Raw genomic sequence first — 25,158 nt, forward strand, 5'->3', positions numbered from 1 at the left:
TAATTTGGCTATTGTAAAATCAAAGCTTTTAAAACAACTTTCACAAAACTATCCAAATTTTCTAAAAAAAGACCTCGAAAAATTTACTGAAATTATTCTAAAGGAAATTAAAAGAACTCTAAGACGTGGTGAAAGAGTAGAGCTAAGAGGTTTTGGTGTGTTTTCAACTAAAAAACAAAAAGCGAGAATATCAAGAAACCCCAAGACTGGAGAGAAGGTTCATACACCAGAGAAAAAAACAATTCATTTCAAAATGGCCAAAGACTTATTTAAAAAATTAAATAATCATGAATAAAAAAATATTTGTAGCGTGTGATGTTTCTAATCAAAAAGAAATATTAGATTTGATTTCAAAAATTCATAAAGAGATATCAGGTATTAAAATAGGATTACAATACATTACTCAGCGCTCTCCAGAAGAAATTAAAGCACTTGCAAAATTTAATAAGCCAATCTTTTATGATGGTAAATTTTTTGATATCAAAAATACCTTGGTGGAATCTATAAAATCTCTTAAAGATCTTGGTGTAAGTTTTGCTACAGTTCATTTATTAAATGGGATGGAATCTTTAAAAGCTGCTAACGAAGCAGCAAATGCAATAAATGTAAAATTGCTTGGTGTTTCTGTCTTAACTAGTTTTGGCGATGAAGATCTTGAATTACTTGGATTTAAAGATCAGGTAGAAAAACAAGTTATAAGATTAATTAAAATAGCTGATAAAGCAAATTTGTACGGAGTAATTTGTAGTCCATTAGAGATAAAAATGATTAAAGAAATTGCTCCTAAGCTTAAATGTTTTACTCCAGGCATTAGACAAGATGACAATAAAAATGATCAAAAACGAACAATGAATGCCAAACAAGCTTTAGAGGCAGGTAGCGATTGCTTAATAATTGGACGACCCATTACTAAAGGTGATCCTAAGAAAAATATTCAAGAAATTTTATCCTCTTTAAATTAAATGCAGGTTAAAATTTGTGGAATATCAGATGCTATTACTTTAAAATTTTTAACTGAACATCCAAATTCACCAAAATTTATTGGTTTTATTGTAAATTACCCAAAATCAAGAAGATATGTTGAGGTAAATAAATTAAAAGATTTACTAAAGATTGATAAGAAAAATTCATCCTACGTTGCAGTTTTAGTTAAACCAGATACAAAAATATTAGAGGAAATAAAAAAATTACCTTTTGATTATTATCAAGTCTACGATTGCGAACCAAAAGAAATCAAAGAGATTAAAGATAAATATAATAAAAAAATAATCACCGCGTTTACAGTTCAGTCATCAGATGATGTAAAGAAATATAATCTATATGGCGATGTTTCTGATATTTTTTTGTTTGATAGCAAGGGCTACGAAAAGAGTATGTCCTTTGAGCATGAATTAATCAAAAACATAAAATTCAATAAAGAAGTTATGTTGGCTGGTAATATCCAGGTAAACGATGAACTTGAAAAATTTAAAAAAATAGCTGATATTATAGATATATCTGGTGGTGTAGAAACTTCTGGAGTAAAAGATATTTCCAAAATTGAAATTTTCTTAAACAAAATAAAAAAAATAAATGATGAAACTTAAAAAGAATATTCCATTAATTGATCAGCATGATAAATTTGGATTTTGGGGTGGAAAATTCGGTGGAAGTTTTATTCCAGAAACTCTTAAAAAACCTGTAGAAGATTTAACAAAAGAATTCCAAAAACTTAGAAAAAATAAAAAATTCATTAAACAAAGAGACTATTATTTCAAACATTATATTGGATCTCCTACATCCTTTGTAAAATTAGAAAATTTGTCTAATCATTTAGGTGGTGCTCAAATTTGGGCTAAAGTTGTTTCTGAAGCAAACGGTGGTGCACATAAAATCTATAATGCAACAGTCCATGCGCTAATATGCAAGGCTATGGGTAAAAAATACATAGTGGGAGATACAGGTGCTGGGTATGCTGGAAAGATGTTGAGTATGGCTGCAAAAAAATTTGGCCTTAGATGTAAAATTTTTATGGGTGCAAAAGACATCAAAAGACAAAAACCTAACTGTGATGCTATGAGAAAAAATGGAGCTGAAATTGTTCCTGTTTATTCTGGAAGTCAAACACTCGTGGATGCAGTAAGTGAATGTATGAGATATTGGGTCTCGAATTGTGATAATACCCATATGTGTGTAGGCTCAACAGTAGGACCTAATATTTTTGTGAAAATTTGTGGATGGAGTACTGCTCAAATTTCAAGAGAGCTAAAAGAGCAACTTAAAAAAGAATTCAAAAAAATTCCAAAAAAAATCAAACTAATAAATTGTGTTGGTGGTGGAAGTTCAGCTTATGGTTTTTGGAGTGAGTTTATTGATTATGATAAAAAACAAATTGAATTAGTCGGAGTTGAAGCTGGTGGTCCAAAAAACTCTAAACTTCATGCAGCACCACTAAGTAGAAATGCAAAGATAGGTGTTTTACATGGTGCAGCTTCATATGTATGTCAAAATAATGAAGGGCAAATTCAAGAAACAGAGTCTATAAGTGCTGGTTTAGATTATCCTGGCGTAAGTCCAATTCATTGTTTTTTAAAAGATACTAAAAGAGCAAGATATACATATGCAACTGATGAAGATGCATTAGACGCTCATCAAATGGTTACAAAATTTGAAAACTTAAACCCAAGTCTTGAACCAAGCCATGCTTTTGCAGAAGCAATAAAAATTGCTCCAAAACTAAGTAAAGATACAATTATTATTGTAAACTCTTGTGGTGATGCCAAAAAAGACAGGGACATCTTAAAAGAAAGATTGGGAAAAAAAAGATGAACTCTTCTTTGATTAGTCAAGCTTTCAAAAATACGAAAAAAGAAAATAGACCAGCTCTACTCACCTATACAGTTGCAGGAGACAATAATAAAAAAAAATCATTAGAAATTTTAAAATCAATTTCAAAATATGCAGATATTTGTGAATTAGGATTTCCACATAACACACCAATAGCAGATGGTGGGCAAATACAAACTAGTGCTTATAGAGCTATTAAAAATGGAGTTAAGATAAATGATGTTTTTTCAATAGCTAGTCAATTTAAGAAATCGAAAAAAAATAAGCCGATTATTTTGATGGGTTATTACAATATGATTTATCAATACAATGAAAATAAGTTCATTGAAAAATGTAAAAAATCAAAAATTGATGGATTAATTGTAGTAGATCTGCCCTATCCAGAAAATAAACCTTTTGCTTTAAAATGTAAAAAAAAGGGAATTAATTTTGTTCAATTAGTCTCTCCAACCACATCAAAGGAAAGATTAAAACAAATTATCAAAGATAGTCATGATATGGTTTATTATATTTCAATGCTATCAACAACTGGAGGTAAACTAAAAGTTGCACCTAAAAAAATTCTTGAAAGATACAATAAGATTAAATCATTAAATAAAAATAAGAACATAGTTATTGGATTCGGTATCACTGAAAAGACAATTAAATCCCTTAAAAAAGCAGACGGTTTGGTTGTTGGAAGTGCAATTTGTAAAGAAATAACTAATTCTATTAATAAGAGACAAAATGCTGTCACAAATGTTACTAATATTGTTAGAAAATTAAGAAATAAAATTAAATGAATTGGATTACTAAAATAATTAAAGCAGGTGAAAAAATTAAAACTGCAATTCACAAAAGAGCATCTAAAGAAGAAATAGCAAAAAGTGATTGGACTTCATGTTGCAAAGGTCCAATTCTTAAAAAAGATTTAGAAAAAAATCTATGGGTTTGCCCAGATTGTAACAAACATCACAGGATTAAACCTAATCAAAGATTTGATATTTTGTTTGGTAAGAATAACTATGAAATTTTTAAAACACCAATTCCTAATGATGATCCTTTAGAATGGACAGACTCAAAACCTTACAAAGATAGATTAAAAAGTGCTCGTAAAAAAACTGGTCTTGATTGTGGAATGATGGTTGCTTGTGGAAATATCAATAATATTAAAGTAACTGCTGTTGCATCTGATTTTGACTTTTTAGGAGCTTCAATGGCTTCTGCCGAAGGGGAAGCTTTTTTATATGGAATTCAGCATGCAATCGAAAATAAAACCCCATTTATTTGTATTAGTGCTGGTGGTGGAATGAGAATGATGGAAAGCTTAATCTCATTATCTCAAATGACTAGAACCACGTTGGCAATCAATGAATTGAAAAGTAACAATCTTCCTTACCTTGTGATAATCACTGATCCAACTGCTGGAGGAATAACTGCTTCTTATGCAATGTTAGGTGATATTCACATTGCAGAACCTGGATCATTAATTGCATTTGCGGGGAAAAGAGTAATCCAAGGAACCGTTAAAGAAGAACTACCTGAAAATTTTCAAACTAGTGAATACGTTCAAAAGACAGGGTTTGTGGATTTGATAGTTGAGAGAAAAGATCTTGCTGAAAAAATTGGAACTTTATTATCAATATTGTTAAAGAAAAATTCTGTTATAAGCACTGAAGAAAATGAAACTTCAGAAGATAGTCAGTCGCTTACAAGAGCTGCATCCTAAAGAAATTGATCTAAGCTTAGATCGAATTTTAAATCTTTGTAAAAAATTAGATAATCCTCAAGATAAAATTAAAGCAATTTCAGTTGTTGGTACTAATGGAAAATACTCAACTATACAGGCTATGTATGCGATACTTAAAGAAGCAAAATTTAATTGTAATGTTTATACCAGTCCACATATTAAAAAAATAAATGAAAGGTTTGTTTTTAATAATAGAGAGCTTAACGATGATGAATTATCAGATCTTTTAGAAATAGTTGAAAAAGCCAATAACAATGAACCAATAACATTTTTTGAAATTTTAACTGCTGCTTACTTTTTTAAAGCAGCAGATTATCCAGAAAATATCAATATAATAGAGACTGGACTGTTCCATAGATTTGATGCAACTAATATCTTAAATCAAAACTTGGCGAGTGTTGTGACATCAATAGGTTTAGATCATCTAGATTGGCTTTCAAAAGATGAACGAACTGTTGAAAAAATTATTTTTGAAAAAACGTCCAAATTACTAAATTCAAATATTATTGTTGCAAAACAAAGTTCAAATGAAATAACAGAGCATATAAAAAAAACTATAAAAGAAAACAAATCAAAAAAATTATTTTTTAATCAAGATTATAATTATTTAAAAAATGAAAATGATTTCTTTTATTATGAAGATGAATTTGGAGGAATTAAACTCCCGAAACCTAATGTAAATGGTCAATTTCAACTTGAAAATATATCAACAGCAATCGCAACGCTAAGGGTAATCAAAGAAATTAATATCAACGATGAACATATTAAACTTGGTATTACTAAAATTGAAAGTATAGCAAGACTACAAGAAATTACTGAGGGGAAGTTAAAGGATTTAGTTAAAGAAAATAGATTATTGGTAGATGGATCGCATAACCCTCTAGGCGCAAAAGTTTTAAATAATTATTTAGACAGTTTAGGCTGTAAAAAACATATTATTCTTGGGATGATGGCTAATAAAGATCACCAAGAATATATCAGTTACTTTAAGGAAATTGAAACCTTGACCATAATAGATATCCCTAATCAACCAAATGCAATTACTGGAGAAGATTTAAAAAATAAACTAAATAACGTTAAAAATGTTCAATATAAGGAAAACATTTTTAAAGCGATTAAGTCAATTCCAGTCAAGAAAAACGACTTAATCTTAATTACAGGATCTTTGTATCTAGCTGGTGAAGTATTGAATTTAAATTAGATGTTTTTTTCTAAAAATTCTTTCATGTGCCCCTCTGGAACACCACCTACTTTTCTATCTACCTCAACACCTTTTTTATAGACAATTACAGTAGGTACTCCTCTTATCCCTGCAGCACTTCCAGTATTAATTCCACCATCTTCTATATCTGCATAATAAAAACCAGCTTTGTCTTTATACTCATCTGATAATTTATCCATTACAGGTTTTAGAGCCTTGCAAGGGCCACACCATGCAGCAGAAAATTGAATTATTGATACGTCTTCATTTTTAATTTTATTTTCAAAATCTTCGTCTTTAAAATCTATAAGCATATTACTGATATAGTTGATTCAAATGAATATTCAATGATCAAAAACAAATTTTTTTAAATTTATCAACTAAGCGTCAGAATATTTTTGCTCTAAATTCATGACGTAGTCATTAATTCCATCAAGAAACTTAAGCTTTTCATCTACAGTTTTAAATGAAAACATCTTGTCATCATTTTCTCTTATTTCATCACACTCTGAATAAAAAGCTGAAACAGTCCACCATTTCTCTTTATTTGTACTTAGTATTCTTGATGCAATTCTTCTTTTAATTTTTTTATGGATTTCTTTTGGTAAAACTTCTGGTGCTTCATTATAAATTAGTCCATGACCAAAAGTTACTAGCCGATCATCTTGAAATTTATCTAATAATGCAAATTTCTCTTTCCAGTCACTACTGTGAAACTTTGGAAATAAAGCTTCATCTTTTGATGAAATAAAGCCCCCAGAATAAATTGATTCTTCTGGTTCTATATCTTCTTGAGATGCGGTCTCCATTTTTTCTTCAGCAGCTTCTTTTAAAATATTACAAATATCTTGTGAAAACTTTTCATTTTTTTTCATCAGTTCAGCTCTTTTATTTAGCAAGTTTTCACCAATTTTTTTATAAGGATCTACTTTCATTCCCAAACTTTTATCTAAAATGATGGGTGCTTTATTAGCTTTAATAGTTTTATAGAAACGAGGAGATTTTTTCATTTCTTTTTTTAAATCCTGATAATTTAATTTTTGAAGTTCCTCTATATTTGCTGATAAATTTACTGCTTGTCCCCATTTGTATACTGGATGCATACATGAGTTAGGATGAAGAGGCGCAACTAGAAATAAATAATTTTTACCAAAAAAGTTTTCATTTATTGTGAACATTTTTTCCTGTTTAATTAAGTTCTCTACAACTACTTTGCTTCTAGTTTTTAAATATTCATGCCATAAATCTGGTTGCTTATCTTTTAACAAACCTAAAACTTTAACAGTTAATTCAGTATCAAATAATGCTGAGTGAGCATCTTTAGAGTCAAAACCGTTTAGCCTTGCTAAAGACTCTAGTTTCATTGATTTATTACCTTTAGGATTAAGTTCCGTTTTTAAAACATTTTCATCTACTGCAAATGCAGCTTTGATCATATTCAAAGCATCATGTCTTGCATTTCCCTCCGTATTAATTAGGTAAGGTTTTCTTAGAGATTTAAAAAATTCTCTTCTTAATATTTCATCATCAAAGCCAACACTAGAAAATCCCATAAATGTTGCTGGCGACCATTCTCTGAATTTTTTCTCTAATTGGGCAATCATCTCATAATGGCTCAAGTTTCCTTTTGTAATTAAATCTACGTTCGATTTATTAATACAAAGTGCAGTTGCAGATGGAACTCTGTCTTGAGGTATTCTACAACGAGCAGAAAATCTCTCTTTTTCCTTAAAATTCTCATCTAGCAGGATCGCACCTACTTCGATCATAGTAGCCCAATCCAATTGAGCAGAATCTGTTTCTATATCCCAAATTACGTAATTCAATTTGCCAACCTTTGTGAATAAAATTGTTCTACTTTTTCCATAAATAGATTTTGATAATTCTTAAATCTTTCACCATCAATCACAAACCTTTGAAAAATATTATCTTTTGTACACAAAAGAATAGCTGCTTGAGTGATATTTGAACCATAAACAGTGTTATGTGCTAGTCCGTAAGCAGCGCATTGAAGATAATAATCATCAATCCATTCATCTTTTTTTGGCTTATTACTTTGTTTAAAATCAATAATAGTTTCTTTATTTTCATAAATACCAATACAGTCTGCTGCCCCTGCATACTTTCCAGGATAGTACAAAGTTGCTTCACATCCCCAAATTTCATTTAATTTATGTCTAAGTCCATTTTCAATAATTTGATCTGCCATCATTTTTTCTCGTGTATTATCACCAAGTAAATCTAAATTTAATTTTCCTAATAAAAATTTTTCTAAATAATCGTGCATTGAGCTACCTCTAGTAGTTGCTTCTCTTGAAATAGCTTCAGCTTGTTTGTATCCAACTCTTTTTTTCCACTCTTCTAATTTAGCTTTTTTCTCTTCAGATTCTGTTGCCTTTAAAATAGTTGTCACTGATGGAAGATTTTCTTGATTAACAGAGTAATGTCTTGAACCTTGAAATATTGATCTAGTAGATTTTGGATAACTGTATTTATTATTCCACTGCATGTGATTTCTTATAGTCGGTATTGTCGAAAAAAAGAAATTAATTTTTAAGCTGTCTATTTCGTTCAACAAATTTTTCTACGTTTTCTGTTTGTACAGCTTTCTCAACCTGTTCGGGATCTTTAATACTTTCTAAAGTTCTTGTAATTGATCTTGCATCGGTTCCAAATTTATCAACAACTCCCATCGCATCCTCTAATTTTTTTCGAAGTGTAATGATGTTTTCAAAATGTTTTGAAAATCTTGTACTAATTGTTTTTAAATGATTATAAATTTCAGTAGCACCCTTTTGTACTTTCAAAGATTGGAATCCCATGTGTAAAGATTGTAAATAAGCTGAAAGTGTATTTGGACCACAAATTACAATTTTATATTTTTTCATTAATTCTTGAGTTAATAGCTCTTTAGTGCTTGGGTCTTGGTACTCAGTTAACTCTTTGTATAAACTCTCTGTTGGTGCATAAACAATTGCAAAATCTGTCGTTTTAGGTGGAACTATATATTTTTCATTTACACTCTTTGCTTTTGCCTTAAAAGCACTAGCCAATTTAGCTCTGGCATCTGCAACAGTCCTTTTGTCTTCCGCGTCATGACCATCGGTAATTGCCTTAAACTTTTCAACTGGAAAATGACTATCAACTGGGACCAAGACATCTCCCTGAAGTTTGATTGCAAATTCTACATTTTCACTAGTATTTTCTTTCATCTTCACATTGGTCATAAACTGTGAAGCGGGCAATAAATCTTTAATTAATGCATCTAAAGAAAACTCAGCAAGTGTTCCATATTTTTTAACCCCAGCTAAAATTTTCGTTATACCCTCTTGGCTTTGATTTAATAATTGAACTTGTTGATTAAAGCTTCCAACTTTTTCCTCAACTTTAGTTAGGGTTTCAGTCATATCTTTAGTAACTCCAGTAGATAAGGCATTGAATGAGGTCGACATAGATCCTAATGAATTATTAATTGTGGTATTCAATGTATCTTTTAAACTTGTAATTTCTGACTTTAAATTGGCTATTTCCTCAGCTTCTTTATTCTCATTTTCATCTTTAGGATTAGATCTTAAATTTAAATAAAGAATTGCAGAAGCTATTCCAGTTAATAAAACTAATACAATTAATAATACAATATCCATGATTCTTTGTATTATATCATATTATTGATTAGAAAGATTTAATTCTTAGAAAGTAATTTAACTAAACTTTGCAAATTCCTATTTTTAGATGAAGACTTTGAAATCATCATACAAGCCTCAGATTTTAATATTTCACCATCTTTTAATATTCTTAAGTTATTAGCTCTCAAAGTCTCTCCAGTAGAGGTAATATCTGTAATAATTTCTGCAGATCCTGTGAAAGGATAAGTTTCGGTTGCCCCCAAACTATCAACCAATTTGAATTGGGTTACTCCTTTGGAAAATAAAAAATCTCTAGTTAAATTTGGATATTTAGTTCCAACTCTTAGTCTTTTTTTCTTTTTGTCTTTAAATTCAAATGCAATTTCTTCTAAATCTGCAATTGTTTGAACATCAATCCATTCATCAGGTATTGCAACAACTAACGTTGCTTTTCCAAAATTATATTTCTTTGTTACATTTACCTTATTTTGAATATTAATTTCACTTTCTTTTAACAAATCAAATCCTGAAAATCCCAGATCTAAAGAACCATCTCCAAGTCTTTGGATGATTTCTCTTGCATGTAAATAAACAACTTTAATATTATTTTTATTTTTAATAGAGCCAAACAGATCTCTCTCACCTCTTTCAGAGGTAAGTTTTAATTTTTTCTTTTTAAAGATATTTAGAACATCTTTTCGAAGTCTGCCTTTACTTGGAATACCTATATTTATCACATCTTTGATCATAGATTTAATGCAGCCCCCACTGCTGGAACTTCTTTTTTAGATCCAAGATCAGATATTAAATGATCATATCTTCCACCATTAATAACGTTTTTAATTTTTGAGCTTAATTTAACATCAATTTTAAAAACCATACCTGTGTAGTATTCAAGCTGTCTTCCAAATGAAGCTGAAAAGATTACATTTAGTTTTGAGATTTTATTTTGAGATAGTGGAAAATATCTTTGATCCACTACAAGATTAATTTTATATTTTTTAAAAAACTTATTTAATTCACTAGCTGCTTTATTAATTGGGCATTTAATTTTTAGAAAATCTTTAATTATCTTCGATACATTTTTGCCCTTGTTTGCTCTTCTTGGATCTTTAATTTTGTTATCAAATCTTTTTAAAATCTCACTAATTGATCGACCTGCAACAATTTTAGATTGATCATCTTTTAGCATTTTAAGATATCTTTTTTTATCAACTTCAACGATGGTTGGATCAACATCTGAGTTAGTCTCTAATCTTTTTAAAAGATCATTAAAATAATCTTCTCTCCAAAAATGTCTTGATAATCTTAATTTCCACCTTTTTGGAATATCTAATTTTGAAATCAGAAGATTAAATATCTCAACATTACCAATTGTTAATGTTCCAGTTGAATATTTAAGATTTTGAAGTGATTTAAGTGAAGTATTAATAATTTCCTTGTCATCATTTTTTTCATTCTTAGATCCAATAATTTCAAATCCAATTTGATTTCTGATTATAGAGTCTTTTTTGTTTTGTGATTTTCTGTAAGCTTGACCGCTATAAAATATTTTTTCTTTTCCTTTTAAATTATTTTCTAAATATCTAAGGCAAGATGCAATTGTAAGATCAGGCCTTAAACACAATTCACTGCCATTTTGATCAATAAATGAAAATATAAATTTCCTAAAGTTTTCGCCAGATCTTTGAACAATATGATTGGCCTCTATTACTGAAGGTAAATTTATATACTTAAATCCCTTAGATTTTACTGATCTAAGGATATTTTCAGATAAGTTTTTTGATTTCATTAATTAAATTTTCTCTAGGAATAGTTTGATTATTTTCACCCTTAACACCTTTAAGATTTTTTATCGTAACTGTGTTTTCATTAAATTCATTTTCACCACAAATAATAGCAAGTTCTAATTCACGCTTATTTGCATATGTTAATTGTTTTCCTAAATTTTTTTTTGTATCTAAAAATATTTCAGCATTAATATTATTAGTTTTTAATTGATCCAAAATTTCATAATAATTTTTTAGATATTTTTGATCCATGACACAAACTAGAACCGGCTTTTGCTCTTTTACTTTTATTTGCTCTAATTGCATTAAAGCAAACAACAATCGATCAACTCCAAATGAAATGCCAGTTCCTGGTATATCTACACCCTTAAATCTTGAAATAAGTTTTGCATAAGCTCCTCCAGAACAAATACTGCCAATATCAACTGGTTTTCCTTTATTGTTTTTCACCTCAAAATTTAAATTAGTCTCAACAATAAACCCATCATAATAAGCAAGACCTCTTACAATTGTAAAATTTGTTTGGACTTGATCTTTGTATTTTCCAAATCCAAGTATCTCGAAAACATCTTCTAGTTCCTTTATTCCTTCTTGAGATAGTGGATTAGTTAATTTATTTTTTAATTCTTTTAAATTTTTTATTTTTAGAAAATCTAAAATTTGTTTTACTTGATCATCATTAAGATCAGCACCTTTTGTAATTGCTCCAGAACTATCTTTTCTCTCTTTTTTTAGTAAAGCCTCGACCCCTGATAAACCAAATCCAGGTTTATCTAATTTATCAATTGCTCTAATTACTTTTAGTTGCTTTTCTGATGAAATATTTAGCTCATCAATCAAACCTTGAACAATTTTTCTATTACTGACATTTATTATAAATTGATCTTTTTTAAGACCACATTCCATTAAAGTTGTTGATATTAAATTACAAAGCTCAGCATTAGATTGAGCAGGATTTGTATTACCAATTATATCAAAGTCTGCTTGAAGAAATTCCCGATACCGTCCATTGCCTGGTTTTTCATTTCTAAAAACATTTTGAATAGCATATCTTTTAAAAATTGATGGAAGCTCCTGATTATTTTGTGCAACAAATCTTGCTAACGGACTAGAAAGATCATAACGAAGCGTAATACTTTTATCTCCATCTTTAAATGAAAACACATCGGACATAGGATTAGCATCATCTTCTGCTAAAAAAGATCCTATATTTTCACTTACTTCGAAAGATGGAGTTTCTAATGGTTCGGCTCCAAACTTAATAAAATTTTTTTCAATGACATTTAAAAGCTGTTTTTTTAGAACTAACTTTTTCCCCCAACGATCTTCAAATCCAGATGGTAAGGATGGATTGAGTTTGTATTCTTTATTCATTTTTTGGTACCTTGGGTAGGTTACGCTCCTACGACTTCGGATCCACAAACCGACGTGATGCTATTTCACCACCAAGGCATATCCTCTTGTGTTTTATATTATTTTTAGTGGATTTAAAATTATATTATAAAAATTAATAGCTAGCTTTAGCCAGCATGGAAATGTCTATGCGTACCTCTATTAGTTCCTCGAAGAGTAGATCTTTGAGTACTTCTGTTTGTTCCTTTATTGGTCGCTTTTGTATTCATGGCCAGTCTTTTAGACAAAAAAATTATTTATTCAACCCTTAAAATTAAAAGGACGTTTCACTAATTTCATAGAAAAACGCCCTTTATAAAATTTTAAATATTTAGTCTAATTTTTTTAGATTAACTGCAGAAGGACCTTTAGGACCATCTTCTAATGTAAACTCTAGCTTATCACCTTCGTTTAAGAATCTCATCCCAGATGCTTTTACTGCTGAAGCATGTACGAATGCATCTTTTTCTTTGTCATCTCTTTCGATAAAACCGTAACCTTTTTTACCGTTAAACCATTTTACTTTGCCTTGTAATGTACTCATCTTATTTCTTAGTCCTTTTTGTTATTTTTAATGAGCGGAAAATAATTTTTTTTAAAATAATTTCAAGATGAAAAGTGGTGGTGGCTGAGGAAGGATTCGCACCTCCGACACAAGCCTTTTCAGGGCTCTGCTCTACTCCTGAGCTACTCAGCCTTAAGATTATCCTCTAAAGATTATTCTGCCTTTAGTAAGATCATAAGGGGTCATCTCTACTGTCACGTTATCACCTTGCAGAACTCTAATTCTATTTTTTCGAAGTTTACCTGCAGTATGGGCAGTAACGGTATGACCATTTTCTAATTGAACTCTAAACATGGCATTAGGCAACAGGTCTGTTACTTTACCCTTGAATTCAAGTAGGTCTTGTTTTGACAAATTTAATTTCTCCTAATTCTTTTTTTTACTGAGAGCGCATGTCCTGCTAACCCCTCATAATTTGCAAGTGTTATAACCGATGGCCCAAGACTTTCAATACCCTTTTTTGATAAGTTAATATAAGAAATTCTTTTATAAAATTCATTAACACTTATTCCTGAAGAATATTTTGCAGATCCATTAGTTGGTAAAACGTGGTTAGATCCAACATTGTAATCTGTCATAGCCATAACAGCGTATCTTCCCAAACATACTGAACCTGCATTATTAATTTTAGGAACAAACGATTTATAATTTTTAACATTTAATTCTAAATGTTCAGGTGCAATTTTATTAACAACATCTATAATTTTTTTATCAGACACAATGTGCATCAAAATTCCATTACTCATCAAACTTTTTTTAGCAATTGATTGTCTTGGAATTTCTTTAAGTTGTTTGAAAATTTCTGATTTAACTTTTGAAATTAAATTTTTATCTTTAGAAATTAAAATACATTGTGCAAGAGGGTCGTGTTCCGCTTGACCAATTAAATCACTAGCAACCCAAACTGGATTTGAATACTTGTCACAAACAATAGTTACTTCAGAAGGACCAGCTGTCATTCCTTCGATACCAACATCTCCAAAGACTTCTTTTTTAGCTGCAGCAACATAAGCGTTACCAGGCCCAACAATTTTGTTAACTGATTTAATTTTTTTAGTTCCATAGGCAGCTGCTGCAATCGCAGAAGGCCCGCCAATAGAATAAATCTCTTTAATTTTGCATTTTCTAGCAGCATATAAAACTGCTGGATTTTGTTTTCCTTTAAAACCTGGGTTAATCATTATTATTCTCTTAACACCTGCAACAATTGCTGGGATTGCATTCATTAATACACTTGAAGGATAAGACGCGGTAGAACCAGGGACATATATTGCAACAGAATTAATTGGTAAATATTTATACTCAAGTTTGTTTTTAAATTTATCTATATAAGAAATGTTTTTAAATTTTTGTAATGAGTGAAATTTATAAATTCGATTATAAGCAGTATCGATTGCTTGTTTTACTTTTTTATCTAAAGTTTTAATAGAGTTAGAAATTTGTTTTGAGGTTGGAACTATAATTGAATTTTTATTAAATCTTTTCTCATATTTTAATAAAGCTTTATCTCCATTTCTTTTAACATCTTTGATAATGTTGGTGACAGATACGGAACTTGATTGAACTTTGTTTTTTCTAATAGATAAAAATTTTTCTAATTCACGATCAAAACTTTTGATACTGCTATTTAATATTTTAACCATTATTTAATCTCATTTTGATCTTCTAGTCTTACTTCAATGGTTTCTGACTTCAATGAAATATGTGCATTGTTATTGAATATGAGGTTAATCTCAAAGTCATCTTTATTTTTTAAATAATCAATTCCAATTAACTCTAATGTTAAATCTTGATCTTTTTGATTAATATTTTTAGATCTTACTTGATCGACAAAATCAAATTTACAAATACTATTGATTTTTTTGTCTTCCTGGCCTGACTCGATTTTTGTTCTTTCAATTGAAAGTAAAAATATCTTATTTTCTTGTAAAAATTTTATATCTGAAATTTTAACTTTTGCTCCAGCACAACAAGCTGAGATCATTTGAAGACCTTCGTTATCAGTTGCAATTATTTTTGCTAAATATTTTTTATCCATTAGTTAACTCTTCTAATTTTAGCTCCAACTTTTTTCAATTTTTTTTCAATATTTTCGTAGCCTCTATCAAGATGATAGATCCTATTAATAACTGATTTTCCTTTTGCTGTTAATGCTGCCAATATTAATGAAACTGAAGCTCTTAAATCAGTTGCCATAAGCTCTGCTGGTGCAAAATTAATATTTCCCTCAATAATTGCCTTATTCCCATTGGTTAAAATTCTTGCACCCATTCTATTTAGTTCTGCAACATGCATAAATCTATTTTCAAAAATATCTTCTTTAATTATGGAGCTCTTATTTGCTTTACAAAGTAAAACCATTATTTGAGCCTGTAAATCTGTAGGAAATCCAGGGTATGGTGCTGTTGTTATTTTAGTATTTTTAATTTTTTTATTTCCAACAATTTGAACTTCATTTTTTTTAATCATTATTTTTGAACCTAATTTTTTAAGAAGATTAATTTCTGTTTTTATAATTTCAGGCACAATATTACTAATTCTTAAATTTCCTTCGGTAACAGCTGCTGCAACTAAATATGTTCCAGCTTCTATTCGATCAAACATTACAGCATATGAAATTTCTTTAATTTTACTAACTCCAATAATTTTAATTGTTCTTTTTGATATCCATTTAATATTACAGCCCATTTCTTTTAAAAAATTTACTAAATCATTTATTTCAGGCTCTATCGCACAATTAGATAAAATCGTGGTACCTTTTGCAAAACTTGCTGCAATAATTAAATTTTCTGTTGCTCCTACTGAAATTTTTGAAAATTTAATTTTGTTTCCTTTTAAACCTTTTGGAGCATTTGCAATCACATAACCTTGATCAATTTTATATTTAACTCCTAATTTTGATAATGCCTTAAGATGTATATCCACTGGACGAGTTCCTATCGCACATCCGCCAGGCAAAGATACTTTGGCCGATTTATGTTTAGCAAGTAATGGGCCTAAAACTAAAATTCCTGCTCTCATGGTTTTTACTAAATTATATGAAGCAAATTTTTTATTTTGTTTGGAGTTATCTATTATGGTTTTATTTTTATCTAACTTTATTTTAGATCCTAACGATTGAAGTAACGCCAGCATTGTTTCAATATCTTTTACTTTTGGCAGATTTTTTAAAATAATTTTTTTATTGGATAAAAGTGTTGCTGCTAAAATAGGTAATGAAGCGTTCTTGGAACCTGAAATTTTTATTTGTCCTTTGAGCTTATTGGCTCCAAAGACCTCTAGTTTTTGCATGATTAAACTTTAGGTAACGTTACTCCAGTTTGCCCCATGTATTTACCATTTCTATCTGCATAAGTTACTTCTGGTTTTTCATTACCTTTTAAAAAGATAAATTGGGCAACTCCCTCATTTGCATAAATTTTTGCTGGTAAAGGAGTGGTATTTGAAAATTCTAATGTTACATAGCCTTCCCAACCTGGTTCTAGTGGAGTGACATTGACTATAATTCCACATCTTGCATAAGTTGATTTTCCAAGACAAATAACAAGCACATCATTAGGAATTTTAAATTTTTCAACTGTTCTTGCTAATACAAATGAGTTTGGTGGAATAATACATTCAGAAACATTTTTTGTTACAAAGTTGGTTGGTTTAAAATTTTTAGGATCAACGATTTCGGAATTGACGTTTGTAAAAATCTTAAATTCATCTGAAACTCTAGCATCATAACCAAATGAAGATAATCCATAAGAGATACTATCTCCTCTAACCTGTTTCTCCTCAAAAGGTGAGATCATGCCTTCTTCCTTAGACATTTTTCTAATCCACTTGTCTGAAAGAACTGACATTATTTACTTTTCTTCTTAATCTTTTTTTGGAAAAGTTTTCTTTTTTTTAAATTTTTCTTAAGTGCTAAACTTAAACGCTCATTCTTTTCTTTAGAATTCATTTTTTGTCTGGATTAGTTAAAAAGTCTAAAGTTATTGGCTTTGAAGCATCTAACGTTGGTGCTTTAGGCGCTTCTTCTTTAGGACCCTCTTTTGCTAATCGTTTTGCTTTTTTTTCTGCAAGCTTTTTTTCTCTTTTAGCTTGCTTCTCCATAAGCTTTGCACTTTTAGTTGATTTATAATCGTAATGAATGCCCATAAAAAATCCTCGCGTGTATATAATACATATTAATTAAAAAATTAAGGCAATAATTTGAAAAAAATGCTTTATTATCAGTGAAATACAATTGTTAGTTTATGCTCCTGTAGTTAAATGGCATAACAAGTCATTGGTAATGACTAGTTCCCTGGTCAGTACAGGGTGGGAGCACCATCAATTTTTATAAAATACTTTTCTAAAAAAAATAGTAATTATCAATAAACAAAAGAAAGCAATTAACGGAATATATATTGACGGTGATGTAATTAACTCAGTCATGCTTGGCGCATTTAGATTGTTATCAATTATTTCCTCAAGTCCACTACCAATAGAGATAACGATAAATAATGAAGGGATCATTCCCAATAATGTTGACCAAAAAAAGCTAGAAACCTTAACGTCAAATATACACGGCAAAACATTTTGAATTTGAAAAGGAATTCCTCCTACAAATCTGTAAATTAATAAATATAAAAATTCAGATTTTTTAAATTTTTCTTCAAGCTGCTTAAATCGATTTAAAAATTTATCTCTAATCATTTCTTTCAAAAAGAAATTTGCAAAGATATAAAGTAAAGTTGCGCCTATAGTCATTCCTATAACTGCAAACAACAAACCAAACCATTTACCAAAAATAAATCCTGCAAATAAAGCTAATGGTGAGCCAAAGCCAGCTGCAAAAACCCATAGAGCTGCAAAAAAAATAAAAACTATTCCTAAAAAGAATAGATTGGTTTGTCTTAGCTCATAAAAATAGTCTCTATTATTTTTAATAAACTCATAACTAGTTATTTCTTGGAAGCTAAATTTACTTAGTATGAAATATAAAAATAAACAAACAGCAGATACATAAAATAGGCCAATAAATAATTTAATTTGTTTAGTTTTTGCCATTGATTTTGATGTTAATTCTAAAATCTTCTATTTGCTATTTATATATTTAATTACTATAAAGGGCCAAATTTAACAAAAATTTAACAACATTTTATGAAAAGAACTTACCAACCTAAAAAGGGCAAAAGATTAAAAAAGCACGGATTTCGATCAAAGATGAAAACAAAAGGTGGTCGTAAGCTTTTAAAAAGAAGACGAGCTAGAGGAAGAAAAAATTTAACTGTTTCATCAACTGTTAAAAAAAAATAACCTAACTTAAATGAAAAGCAAAATTCTTGCTCTTTCAAAAAACGAAGAATTTAAAAGCCTTCTTAAACAAAAAAAAATCTCGAATAAATACGTCACCATTTTTTTTGGAAAATTAGCTGATAAAAATAAAAACAAACTTAATATTAGCTTTGTAACTAAGAAAAAAATTGGGAATGCAGTTAAGAGAAATAAAATAAAAAGACGTCTTAGAAATATAACAAATGATGCAGTAAAAAATATCAGTGTAAAATTTGAATATTCATATCTTGTTATTGCTAAGCCAACTATGTTAAACAACGAGTATACAATTATAAAAGAAACCTTATTTAAAGACCTAGAAAGAATACGTTAATGAATATTTTCACAATAATTTTAATAAAGTTTATTAAAGGATATCGTTTTTTAATAAGCCCTCTACTTGGTCACTCATGTCGTTATTTACCAACTTGTTCTGAATATAGTATAGAGGCATTAAAAACTTATGGTTTTTTTAAAGGTTTATTTGTGAGCATAAAAAGAACTCTATCTTGTCACCCAATCAAATTTCTTGGTGGTGGTGAGGGATTTGATCCAGTAAATAAAAAAATTAAAGATTAAAAAATAATGGATACAAAAAACGTAGTAGCAGCAATTTCACTCTCAGCAGCAGTTATTGTTTTATACTCTTTATTTTTTGCTCCTGAACCAGTTCAAAGAGCAGAAAATTTATCTGAAAAAGATAAAATAGAGAAAAATTCTGATGCACCAAGTTTGGATCAAGCCGAAACTTTTATAAAAATTTCTAGAGATGAAGCAATAAATAAGGAAGATAGAGTTACTTTTGAAAATGATAATATAATTGGGTCGATATCTCTTAAAGGTGCAATCATAGATGATTTAACTTTTAGACAATATAATACTGAATTAGAGAGTAATGAAAATGTCGTTTTATTAAACCCGAGAAATATTGAAGATGGGTATTTTATAGAAAGTGGTTTTGTAACCTCAGATAAAAATATTGATATTCCTAATTCAAATTCAGTTTGGACTCTTAAAGGTAATAATAAATTAACTGAACAAACTCCAATAAAACTTTCATGGACAAACAACCAGGGTATTACATTTGAAAAAGATATTTCGCTTGATAATAAATTTCTATTCACTGTCAAACAAAGAGTAATTAATTCTACTGATAAAAAATTTGATTTTTACTCATATGGTCAAATTATAAGAAATAAAATCCCAGAAGGTCTTTCAAACTTTTATATTCTTCATGAGGGTATGGTTGCAGCTCTTGATGGAGAACTAATTGAAGAAGATTATGATGATATTGAGGAACAAAAATTTAGTAAAAATGCTGGTAAAGGTTGGTTTGGAATTGGTGATAAATATTGGATAAGTTCAATTATTCCACCAAGAGAAAAGGAATTTAAAGTTACATTTGATTACAAAGATAAATTTAGAGCAAACTATATTGCAACTAAACCAATTGAACTAGGAAGTAATTCTTCAATTGAGGATGAAATGCAGATCATTATAGCAGCTAAAAGAGTTGATGTAGTGGATGGTTATGCAGAACAATTAAATATTGATAAATTCGATTTAGTAATCGATTGGGGTTTTTTATATTTTATTACTAAGCCTCTATTTTATGGAATTGATTACTTTTTTAAATTATTAGGAAACTATGGGTTAGCAATTATAGCGATAACAATTTGTATTCGTTTAGTATTTTTTCCATTAGCTAATTTTTCATTTAGAAGCATGGCAAAAATGAAAGCTCTTCAGCCTGAGATGGTCAGATTAAAAGAATTGCATAAAGACGACAAAATGAAACTTCAGCAAGAAATGATGGCTCTTTACAAAAAAGAAAAAGTAAATCCAATGTCGGGATGTTTACCTATATTGGTTCAAATTCCAGTTTTCTTTGCTTTATATAAAGTCTTATTTGTAACTATTGAAATGAGACAAATGCCTTTCTATGGATGGATAAAAGATTTGTCAGATAAAGATCCTACATCATTATTTAATCTTTTTGGATTGCTACCATACGATGTGCCATCATTTTTGGTTATTGGAGCATGGCCTATACTTATGGGTGTTACAATGTACATACAACAAAAATTAAATCCTGCACCAACCGACCCTATGCAGGCAAAAATTTTTATGTTCTTTCCTTTATTCTTAACAATAATTCTTGCACCATTCCCAGCAGGATTAGTAATTTATTGGACAGTAAACAACGTTTTAACAATGGCTCAGCAATTGTTCATAATGAAAAGAACTACAATTAAAACCACCTAATGGTTCCTATTCAAGAGGAAGAGTTAAAAAAAATCATACCTGACGATGGACCATCTATTTCAGAAGTTAAAAGTTATCTAGATAAATATAACGATGAGTATATTGTTATTAAATGTGGTGGGAGTGTTCTTGTAGATCAAAATTTATTTGATCATTTTATAGACAATATATCAATTTTAAAAAAATTAGGATTTATTCCAATTGTTGTTCATGGAGGTGGTAAAAGAATTTCAAATAAACTATCTGAAAAGGGTATTGAAAGTAAATTTTTAAATGGTTTAAGAATTACAGATGTAAAAACAATTAAAATTGCTGAGGAAGTTTTAATTGAATTTAACAAGGAAATTGTTGAAGCTTTAAACAATAAACAGTGTACCGCTGAAGAAATTAATACAAAAAAAAACAATGTTATTTCTGTAATTAAAGATGATGAAAAACTTGGATTTGTAGGTAGCCCTAATAAAATTAATAAAAGATCTCTAGACAAAATTATAGAAGAAAAAAAAGTACCAGTAATTGCTCCACTTGGCTTAGATGAACAAGCACAACCATTCAACATCAATGCTGATACAGCCGCAGGATACATAGCAAAAGAATTGAATGCTAGAAGATTAATAATTATGAGTGACGTTGAAGGAGTGCTTGATAAAGAAAAAAATTTACTTCCAGAGATTAACTCTGAAAAAATTAGTGAACTTATTAAGAATGACACTATCTCAGGAGGTATGATACCAAAAATTAATAATTGTCTAGATGTTGCAAGTAATGGTGTAAAAGGTGTTGTAATAATTGATGGGAGAAAAAAAAATTCAATTCTATTTGAACTACTTTCAGATAAAGGGTCAGGAACGCTGATTAGACAATGAAAGATTTAATAGATGTTAAATATTGGATATTTGATTTAGATAACACTCTATATAGTGGTCAAACTAAAGTTTTTTCTGAAGTTGATAAGAAAATGTCAGCTTTTATATCAAAAAAGTTTGATGTTGATCTTATTCAAGCTCGAGAACTTCAAAAAAAATATTTTTACGAGTACGGAACAACTTTGTCTGGTCTGATGAATCATGACAATATTGATCCTCACGAATTTTTAGAATTTGTACACGATATTGATATTAGTTGGCTTCCAAAAGATAAGATTTTAAGAGAAGAATTAATTAAGATTAAAGAAAAAAAGATTATCTTTACTAATGGCTCCCATGCTCATGTTGAAAATATAACAAAGCAGTTAGGAATTGATGGTTTATTTGATGGTGCTTTTGATATAACTGATGCAGATTTCATTCCAAAACCCCACTTAGATCCTTATAAAAAACTTATTAAAAAGTTTAATATTGACCCGTCACAATCTATTTTAATTGAAGATATCGCTCATAATTTAGAACAAGCTAAAAATCTTGGAATGAAAACTTGTTGGTTAGAAAATGATGAGGCGTTTGCAAGGAAAGATGCTGATAAGTCTTATATTGATTATAAAATTAATAATTTGCCTTCATTTCTTCAAAAAATTAATATATTAAAAAATAATTAATCATGAATGAATTTGAAAACATAATCAATAAAGCTTGGGATAAAAGAGACCAAGTAAGTGGGAAATCTGACAAAAGTATCTTAGATGCTGTAGCCAAAACAATTGATCAGGTTGATAGCGGAAAAATCAGAGTTGCTGAAAAAAAAGATGGTGAATGGGTAGTTCATCAGTGGATTAAAAAAGCTATTCTATTAAGTTTTAGAATTAATGAGATGCAAACTTTACCTGGGCCTTATGCAACTTGGTGGGATAAAGTAAAAGGTAAAACCGCTGGTTGGGGAAAAGAAGAACATCTAAAAGCTGGATTTAGAATGGTGCCTAATGCTGTAGTTAGACATGGTTCACATGTTGGTAAAAATGTAGTTGTAATGCCATCTTTTATAAACATTGGAGCATTTGTTGATGAAGGTACCATGGTTGATACTTGGGTAACTGTCGGATCGTGTGCGCAAGTTGGAAAAAATTGCCATCTTTCAGGTGGAGTTGGAATTGGTGGCGTTTTAGAACCAATGCAGGCGAACCCAACTATCATTGAGGATAATTGTTTCATAGGAGCGAGATCTGAAATAGTTGAGGGAGTTATTGTTGGAGAAGGCTCTGTTGTTTCGATGGGAGTATTTATTGGCCAATCAACAAAAATTATTCATCGAGATACTGGTGAAATCATTCAAGGTAAAATACCACCCTATTCTGTTGTCGTACCAGGAAGTTTACCTGCTAAAGATGGTAAAGGTCCATCATTATATTGCGCTGTGATAATAAAACAGGTTGATGAAAAAACTAGATCAAAAACTTCTATAAACGATCTATTAAGAGATTAGTAAATGCCCAATATTAATGAATTGCAATTAGCAAAGGAGCTAATCAAATTTCCATCTGTAACTCCCACTGATGCTGGGGTTATGAAATTTTTAGAAAAGAAATTAAAATCTTTAGGTTTCAAAACTAAAATTTTAGAATTTAGAGAAAAAAATTATAAACCTGTCAAAAACTTATACGCAAGACTCGGCAATAAAGGACCAAACTTTTGTTATGCGGGGCATTTAGATGTGGTTCCACCAGGCACTTTAAAAGATTGGACCATTAATCCATTTAAACCTTCAGTTAAAAAAGGACATCTAATAGGACGTGGTGCAAATGATATGAAAAGTTCGATTTCAGCTTTTGTTTCTGCAGTAAGTGATTATTTAAACTCTGTTAATAAATTTAATGGCTCTATTAGTTTATTAATTACTGGTGATGAAGAAGGTGATGCTGTTAATGGAACTAAAAAGGTTATTGAGTATCTTAAAAAGAAAAGAGAGAAAATAGATTTTTGTCTTGTTGGAGAACCAACTAATCCCAACAAACTTGGGGAAATGATTAAAATTGGTCGTAGAGGCAGTATGACTGGTAAACTAACTGTTATTGGAGTTCAAGGACATGTAGCATATCCTCAAAGAGCAAATAACCCCTCAACCACTTTAGTAAAAATACTTAAAGAATTAAAAGATATAAAATTTGATAAAGGTACAAAAGACTTTCAACCAACTAATTTGGAAGTTACAAAAATTAATATTCAAAATACAGCTGATAATGTTATTCCTGGTGCAGCTGAAGCAACATTCAATATCAGATTTAACAACAAACACACATCACAAAGTATTAAAAAAAAATTAAATAAAATATTTAGTAGAACTTCAAAGAAAGAAAAATCTAAATTTAATATTAATTATCGTGTCTCGGGTGAAGCTTTTTTAACTAAGCCAAACAAAACAACTTTTATGATACAAAACGTAATTAAAAAAATTACAAGAGTTAAACCAATATTATCAACAACTGGCGGAACTTCAGATGCTAGATTTATTAGAAAGATAGCTCCTTGTCTTGAATTTGGACTAGTTGGTAAAACAATGCATAAAGTTGATGAAGCAGTGTCTATTAAAGATCTTAGAAACTTAACTAAAATATACTCAAATATTTTGAAAAATTATTTTCAGTGAAAACTGGTCTAATTACTACTAAAAGCTATCAAGATCATAACACGGGTAATGGCCATCCAGAAAAAATTGATAGAGTTACAGCTGTAATAGATAATTTTAAAAATAAGAATAATAAAAATCTTATTTGGCAAGAACCTAAAAATTTTGACCAATCTTTATTAATCAAAACTCACTCAAAAGATTATATAGAATTTGTAAATAATTCTTTTCCAAAAGATGGCTTATCATTTTTAGATGGAGACACGATCGTTTCACCTGGGAGTAAAGATGCCACTCGAGATGCAGCAGGTTCAATAATTACTGCAATTGATGGGGTTGAGTCTAAAGAATATAAAAATGCTTTTTGTGCTGTAAGACCTCCAGGTCATCATGCAGAAAAAAATAAAGCAATGGGATTTTGCATTTATAATAATGTTGCTGTTGGCGCTAACTATTTAATTGAAAAATATAAATATAAAAAAATAGCTATTATTGATTTTGATGTTCATCACGGTAATGGAACTCAAGATATTTTTTATGAAAATGAAAAAGTTTTATATATCTCAACACATCAATATCCTTATTATCCAGGGTCAGGCACTGAACAGGAAAAGGGGAAATATAATAATATTTTTAATATTCCTCTTAAAGCAGGAACTACATCTGAACAATATTTAAATGCATATGACCATGTCTTAAATAAAATTATTGAGTTTAAACCAGAATTTTTATTATTTTCTGCAGGGTTTGATGCACATAAAAATGATCCGCTGGCTCAATTAAAATTAAACTCCAATGATTTTTATACTTTAACCAAAAGAACTTTAGAGGCTGCAAAGAAATCTTGTAACGGTAAAGTTGTTTCAATTCTAGAGGGTGGTTATGATCTTAAGGCACTAATGTCTAGTACAGAAAAGCATGTTGATGCTTTAATAGAATTTAATTGATAATTATACATAACT

31 protein-coding genes and 1 tRNA gene are annotated in these 25,158 nt (G+C 29.5%); 16 read left to right on the plus strand and 16 right to left on the minus strand.

The genetic code is table 11. The features are described 5' to 3' along the window. The first annotated feature begins 4 nt into the window (after positions 1 to 4). The 7 genes from ACTTAU_RS00415 to ACTTAU_RS00445 are packed head-to-tail and all read left to right on the plus strand — an operon-like array spanning position 5 to position 5,756. Positions 5 to 295 carry an HU family DNA-binding protein gene (locus ACTTAU_RS00415; protein ID WP_085114780.1) on the plus strand — a complete coding sequence of 97 codons (291 nt, stop codon included), beginning with the start codon at positions 5 to 7 and terminating at the stop codon, positions 293 to 295. Beyond that, a complete protein-coding gene (gene pyrF / locus ACTTAU_RS00420; protein WP_438304517.1) occupies positions 288 to 962 on the plus strand; it encodes an orotidine-5'-phosphate decarboxylase in 675 nt (224 codons plus the stop codon). The genes ACTTAU_RS00415 and pyrF overlap by 8 nt, the downstream gene beginning before the upstream one ends. Then, positions 963 to 1,586, plus strand: coding sequence for a phosphoribosylanthranilate isomerase (locus tag ACTTAU_RS00425; protein WP_438304519.1), 624 nt, complete (start codon positions 963 to 965; stop codon positions 1,584 to 1,586). Further along, complete coding sequence (trpB, locus tag ACTTAU_RS00430; protein WP_438304520.1) at positions 1,576 to 2,808, plus strand: tryptophan synthase subunit beta; 1,233 nt, start codon at positions 1,576 to 1,578, stop codon at positions 2,806 to 2,808. The genes ACTTAU_RS00425 and trpB overlap by 11 nt, the downstream gene beginning before the upstream one ends. Then, positions 2,805 to 3,608, plus strand: a complete 804-nt coding sequence (gene trpA / locus ACTTAU_RS00435) for a tryptophan synthase subunit alpha (RefSeq protein ID WP_438304523.1) — start codon at positions 2,805 to 2,807, stop codon at positions 3,606 to 3,608. The genes trpB and trpA overlap by 4 nt, the downstream gene beginning before the upstream one ends. Beyond that, positions 3,605 to 4,534 (plus strand): acetyl-CoA carboxylase carboxyltransferase subunit beta, encoded by a 930-nt coding sequence (locus tag ACTTAU_RS00440; protein WP_438304525.1) that lies wholly within the window; start codon positions 3,605 to 3,607, stop codon positions 4,532 to 4,534. Before trpA ends, ACTTAU_RS00440 begins: the two co-directional genes overlap by 4 nt. After that, positions 4,488 to 5,756 carry a bifunctional folylpolyglutamate synthase/dihydrofolate synthase gene (locus tag ACTTAU_RS00445; RefSeq protein WP_438304527.1) on the plus strand — a complete coding sequence of 423 codons (1,269 nt, stop codon included), beginning with the start codon at positions 4,488 to 4,490 and terminating at the stop codon, positions 5,754 to 5,756. Before ACTTAU_RS00440 ends, ACTTAU_RS00445 begins: the two co-directional genes overlap by 47 nt. Here the strand turns inward: ACTTAU_RS00445 and ACTTAU_RS00450 are convergent. The 16 genes from ACTTAU_RS00450 to ACTTAU_RS00525 form a co-directional block, all read right to left on the minus strand. Then, the gene (locus ACTTAU_RS00450; protein WP_438304529.1) at positions 5,753 to 6,070 is read right to left on the minus strand and encodes a thioredoxin family protein; all 318 of its coding nucleotides are present in this window, start codon (positions 6,068 to 6,070) and stop codon (positions 5,753 to 5,755) included. The two genes, ACTTAU_RS00445 and ACTTAU_RS00450, sit on opposite strands and share 4 nt — an antisense overlap. Before the next feature lie 66 nt (positions 6,071 to 6,136). Next, a complete protein-coding gene (locus ACTTAU_RS00455; protein WP_438304531.1) occupies positions 6,137 to 7,582 on the minus strand; it encodes an exonuclease domain-containing protein in 1,446 nt (481 codons plus the stop codon). Next, positions 7,579 to 8,265, minus strand: a complete 687-nt coding sequence (locus ACTTAU_RS00460; RefSeq protein WP_438304533.1) for a hypothetical protein — start codon at positions 8,263 to 8,265, stop codon at positions 7,579 to 7,581. Before ACTTAU_RS00460 ends, ACTTAU_RS00455 begins: the two co-directional genes overlap by 4 nt. Before the next feature lie 37 nt (positions 8,266 to 8,302). Continuing rightward, on the minus strand, positions 8,303 to 9,400 hold the full coding sequence (locus ACTTAU_RS00465) for a DNA recombination protein RmuC (protein WP_438304534.1): 1,098 nt from the start codon (positions 9,398 to 9,400) through the stop codon (positions 8,303 to 8,305). 38 nt (positions 9,401 to 9,438) lie between these two features. Continuing rightward, positions 9,439 to 10,131 carry an ATP phosphoribosyltransferase gene (hisG, locus tag ACTTAU_RS00470; protein ID WP_438304535.1) on the minus strand — a complete coding sequence of 231 codons (693 nt, stop codon included), beginning with the start codon at positions 10,129 to 10,131 and terminating at the stop codon, positions 9,439 to 9,441. After that, a complete protein-coding gene (locus tag ACTTAU_RS00475; protein ID WP_438304537.1) occupies positions 10,128 to 11,174 on the minus strand; it encodes an ATP phosphoribosyltransferase regulatory subunit in 1,047 nt (348 codons plus the stop codon). Before ACTTAU_RS00475 ends, hisG begins: the two co-directional genes overlap by 4 nt. Then, positions 11,152 to 12,546 carry a histidine--tRNA ligase gene (gene hisS / locus ACTTAU_RS00480; protein WP_438304538.1) on the minus strand — a complete coding sequence of 465 codons (1,395 nt, stop codon included), beginning with the start codon at positions 12,544 to 12,546 and terminating at the stop codon, positions 11,152 to 11,154. Before hisS ends, ACTTAU_RS00475 begins: the two co-directional genes overlap by 23 nt. A gap of 349 nt (positions 12,547 to 12,895) precedes the next feature. Then, the gene (locus tag ACTTAU_RS00485) at positions 12,896 to 13,108 is read right to left on the minus strand and encodes a cold-shock protein (protein WP_438304540.1); all 213 of its coding nucleotides are present in this window, start codon (positions 13,106 to 13,108) and stop codon (positions 12,896 to 12,898) included. A gap of 78 nt (positions 13,109 to 13,186) precedes the next feature. Continuing rightward, positions 13,187 to 13,261: transfer RNA gene (locus tag ACTTAU_RS00490), tRNA-Phe, on the minus strand. Positions 13,262 to 13,267: 6 nt separating this feature from the next. Beyond that, on the minus strand, positions 13,268 to 13,483 hold the full coding sequence (gene infA / locus ACTTAU_RS00495) for a translation initiation factor IF-1 (protein WP_085114795.1): 216 nt from the start codon (positions 13,481 to 13,483) through the stop codon (positions 13,268 to 13,270). Between the two features lie 2 nt (positions 13,484 to 13,485). Continuing rightward, on the minus strand, positions 13,486 to 14,772 hold the full coding sequence (hisD, locus tag ACTTAU_RS00500; protein ID WP_438304542.1) for a histidinol dehydrogenase: 1,287 nt from the start codon (positions 14,770 to 14,772) through the stop codon (positions 13,486 to 13,488). Then, positions 14,772 to 15,167, minus strand: coding sequence for a DUF2948 family protein (locus ACTTAU_RS00505; protein ID WP_438304544.1), 396 nt, complete (start codon positions 15,165 to 15,167; stop codon positions 14,772 to 14,774). The genes hisD and ACTTAU_RS00505 overlap by 1 nt, the downstream gene beginning before the upstream one ends. After that, entirely contained in the window at positions 15,167 to 16,420 is a 1,254-nt protein-coding gene (gene murA / locus ACTTAU_RS00510; RefSeq protein ID WP_438304546.1) for a UDP-N-acetylglucosamine 1-carboxyvinyltransferase, read from the minus strand. Before murA ends, ACTTAU_RS00505 begins: the two co-directional genes overlap by 1 nt. A gap of 2 nt (positions 16,421 to 16,422) precedes the next feature. Then, the gene (gene dcd / locus ACTTAU_RS00515; protein ID WP_085114799.1) at positions 16,423 to 16,977 is read right to left on the minus strand and encodes a dCTP deaminase; all 555 of its coding nucleotides are present in this window, start codon (positions 16,975 to 16,977) and stop codon (positions 16,423 to 16,425) included. Positions 16,978 to 17,074: 97 nt separating this feature from the next. Continuing rightward, positions 17,075 to 17,275 (minus strand): hypothetical protein, encoded by a 201-nt coding sequence (locus ACTTAU_RS00520; protein ID WP_438304547.1) that lies wholly within the window; start codon positions 17,273 to 17,275, stop codon positions 17,075 to 17,077. A 174-nt stretch (positions 17,276 to 17,449) separates the two neighbouring features. Beyond that, positions 17,450 to 18,169 (minus strand): TVP38/TMEM64 family protein, encoded by a 720-nt coding sequence (locus tag ACTTAU_RS00525; protein WP_438304548.1) that lies wholly within the window; start codon positions 18,167 to 18,169, stop codon positions 17,450 to 17,452. Between the two features lie 93 nt (positions 18,170 to 18,262). Between ACTTAU_RS00525 and rpmH the strand changes: the two genes are divergently transcribed. The 9 genes from rpmH to ACTTAU_RS00570 are packed head-to-tail and all read left to right on the plus strand — an operon-like array spanning position 18,263 to position 25,143. Next, the gene (gene rpmH, locus ACTTAU_RS00530) at positions 18,263 to 18,418 is read left to right on the plus strand and encodes a 50S ribosomal protein L34 (RefSeq protein ID WP_085114802.1); all 156 of its coding nucleotides are present in this window, start codon (positions 18,263 to 18,265) and stop codon (positions 18,416 to 18,418) included. 10 nt (positions 18,419 to 18,428) lie between these two features. Further along, positions 18,429 to 18,770, plus strand: a complete 342-nt coding sequence (rnpA, locus tag ACTTAU_RS00535) for a ribonuclease P protein component (RefSeq protein WP_085114803.1) — start codon at positions 18,429 to 18,431, stop codon at positions 18,768 to 18,770. After that, positions 18,770 to 19,015, plus strand: coding sequence for a membrane protein insertion efficiency factor YidD (gene yidD / locus ACTTAU_RS00540; RefSeq protein WP_438304550.1), 246 nt, complete (start codon positions 18,770 to 18,772; stop codon positions 19,013 to 19,015). The genes rnpA and yidD overlap by 1 nt, the downstream gene beginning before the upstream one ends. A 6-nt stretch (positions 19,016 to 19,021) precedes the next feature. Continuing rightward, positions 19,022 to 20,701, plus strand: coding sequence for a membrane protein insertase YidC (gene yidC / locus ACTTAU_RS00545; protein WP_438304552.1), 1,680 nt, complete (start codon positions 19,022 to 19,024; stop codon positions 20,699 to 20,701). Then, positions 20,701 to 21,567: an acetylglutamate kinase gene (gene argB / locus ACTTAU_RS00550; protein ID WP_438304554.1), complete on the plus strand. Its 867-nt coding sequence runs from the start codon at positions 20,701 to 20,703 to the stop codon at positions 21,565 to 21,567. Before yidC ends, argB begins: the two co-directional genes overlap by 1 nt. Continuing rightward, on the plus strand, positions 21,564 to 22,235 hold the full coding sequence (locus ACTTAU_RS00555) for a pyrimidine 5'-nucleotidase (RefSeq protein WP_438304556.1): 672 nt from the start codon (positions 21,564 to 21,566) through the stop codon (positions 22,233 to 22,235). Before argB ends, ACTTAU_RS00555 begins: the two co-directional genes overlap by 4 nt. Positions 22,236 to 22,237: 2 nt before the next feature. Further along, a complete protein-coding gene (gene dapD / locus ACTTAU_RS00560) occupies positions 22,238 to 23,056 on the plus strand; it encodes a 2,3,4,5-tetrahydropyridine-2,6-dicarboxylate N-succinyltransferase (RefSeq protein WP_438304557.1) in 819 nt (272 codons plus the stop codon). Between the two features lie 3 nt (positions 23,057 to 23,059). Then, entirely contained in the window at positions 23,060 to 24,217 is a 1,158-nt protein-coding gene (dapE, locus tag ACTTAU_RS00565) for a succinyl-diaminopimelate desuccinylase (RefSeq protein WP_440632898.1), read from the plus strand. Continuing rightward, on the plus strand, positions 24,214 to 25,143 hold the full coding sequence (locus ACTTAU_RS00570; protein ID WP_438304560.1) for a histone deacetylase family protein: 930 nt from the start codon (positions 24,214 to 24,216) through the stop codon (positions 25,141 to 25,143). The genes dapE and ACTTAU_RS00570 overlap by 4 nt, the downstream gene beginning before the upstream one ends. Positions 25,144 to 25,158: the final 15 nt, after the last annotated feature.

The sequence above is a fragment of the Candidatus Pelagibacter sp. HIMB1505 genome, from assembly GCF_052047915.1.
Lineage (GTDB): Bacteria > Pseudomonadota > Alphaproteobacteria > Pelagibacterales > Pelagibacteraceae > Pelagibacter > Pelagibacter communis_A.

Bases quoted from the DNA above. Each gene is read 5' to 3' on its own strand.
- pyrF (WP_438304517.1), top strand. From the start codon at position 288: ATGAATAAAAAAATATTTGTAGCGTGTGATGTTTCTAATCAAAAAGAA.
- ACTTAU_RS00425 (WP_438304519.1), top strand. From the start codon at position 963: ATGCAGGTTAAAATTTGTGGAATATCAGATGCTATTACTTTAAAATTT.
- trpB (WP_438304520.1), top strand. From the start codon at position 1,576: ATGAAACTTAAAAAGAATATTCCATTAATTGATCAGCATGATAAATTT.
- trpA (WP_438304523.1), top strand. From the start codon at position 2,805: ATGAACTCTTCTTTGATTAGTCAAGCTTTCAAAAATACGAAAAAAGAA.
- ACTTAU_RS00440 (WP_438304525.1), top strand. From the start codon at position 3,605: ATGAATTGGATTACTAAAATAATTAAAGCAGGTGAAAAAATTAAAACT.
- ACTTAU_RS00445 (WP_438304527.1), top strand. From the start codon at position 4,488: ATGAAACTTCAGAAGATAGTCAGTCGCTTACAAGAGCTGCATCCTAAA.
- ACTTAU_RS00450 (WP_438304529.1), bottom strand. From the start codon at position 6,070: ATGCTTATAGATTTTAAAGACGAAGATTTTGAAAATAAAATTAAAAAT.
- ACTTAU_RS00460 (WP_438304533.1), bottom strand. From the start codon at position 8,265: ATGCAGTGGAATAATAAATACAGTTATCCAAAATCTACTAGATCAATA.
- ACTTAU_RS00465 (WP_438304534.1), bottom strand. From the start codon at position 9,400: ATGGATATTGTATTATTAATTGTATTAGTTTTATTAACTGGAATAGCT.
- hisG (WP_438304535.1), bottom strand. From the start codon at position 10,131: ATGATCAAAGATGTGATAAATATAGGTATTCCAAGTAAAGGCAGACTT.
- ACTTAU_RS00475 (WP_438304537.1), bottom strand. From the start codon at position 11,174: ATGAAATCAAAAAACTTATCTGAAAATATCCTTAGATCAGTAAAATCT.
- hisS (WP_438304538.1), bottom strand. From the start codon at position 12,546: ATGAATAAAGAATACAAACTCAATCCATCCTTACCATCTGGATTTGAA.
- ACTTAU_RS00485 (WP_438304540.1), bottom strand. From the start codon at position 13,108: ATGAGTACATTACAAGGCAAAGTAAAATGGTTTAACGGTAAAAAAGGT.
- hisD (WP_438304542.1), bottom strand. From the start codon at position 14,772: ATGGTTAAAATATTAAATAGCAGTATCAAAAGTTTTGATCGTGAATTA.
- ACTTAU_RS00505 (WP_438304544.1), bottom strand. From the start codon at position 15,167: ATGGATAAAAAATATTTAGCAAAAATAATTGCAACTGATAACGAAGGT.
- murA (WP_438304546.1), bottom strand. From the start codon at position 16,420: ATGCAAAAACTAGAGGTCTTTGGAGCCAATAAGCTCAAAGGACAAATA.
- dcd (WP_085114799.1), bottom strand. From the start codon at position 16,977: ATGTCAGTTCTTTCAGACAAGTGGATTAGAAAAATGTCTAAGGAAGAA.
- ACTTAU_RS00520 (WP_438304547.1), bottom strand. From the start codon at position 17,275: ATGGGCATTCATTACGATTATAAATCAACTAAAAGTGCAAAGCTTATG.
- ACTTAU_RS00525 (WP_438304548.1), bottom strand. From the start codon at position 18,169: ATGGCAAAAACTAAACAAATTAAATTATTTATTGGCCTATTTTATGTA.
- rpmH (WP_085114802.1), top strand. From the start codon at position 18,263: ATGAAAAGAACTTACCAACCTAAAAAGGGCAAAAGATTAAAAAAGCAC.
- rnpA (WP_085114803.1), top strand. From the start codon at position 18,429: ATGAAAAGCAAAATTCTTGCTCTTTCAAAAAACGAAGAATTTAAAAGC.
- yidD (WP_438304550.1), top strand. From the start codon at position 18,770: ATGAATATTTTCACAATAATTTTAATAAAGTTTATTAAAGGATATCGT.
- yidC (WP_438304552.1), top strand. From the start codon at position 19,022: ATGGATACAAAAAACGTAGTAGCAGCAATTTCACTCTCAGCAGCAGTT.
- argB (WP_438304554.1), top strand. From the start codon at position 20,701: ATGGTTCCTATTCAAGAGGAAGAGTTAAAAAAAATCATACCTGACGAT.
- ACTTAU_RS00555 (WP_438304556.1), top strand. From the start codon at position 21,564: ATGAAAGATTTAATAGATGTTAAATATTGGATATTTGATTTAGATAAC.
- dapD (WP_438304557.1), top strand. From the start codon at position 22,238: ATGAATGAATTTGAAAACATAATCAATAAAGCTTGGGATAAAAGAGAC.
- dapE (WP_440632898.1), top strand. From the start codon at position 23,060: ATGCCCAATATTAATGAATTGCAATTAGCAAAGGAGCTAATCAAATTT.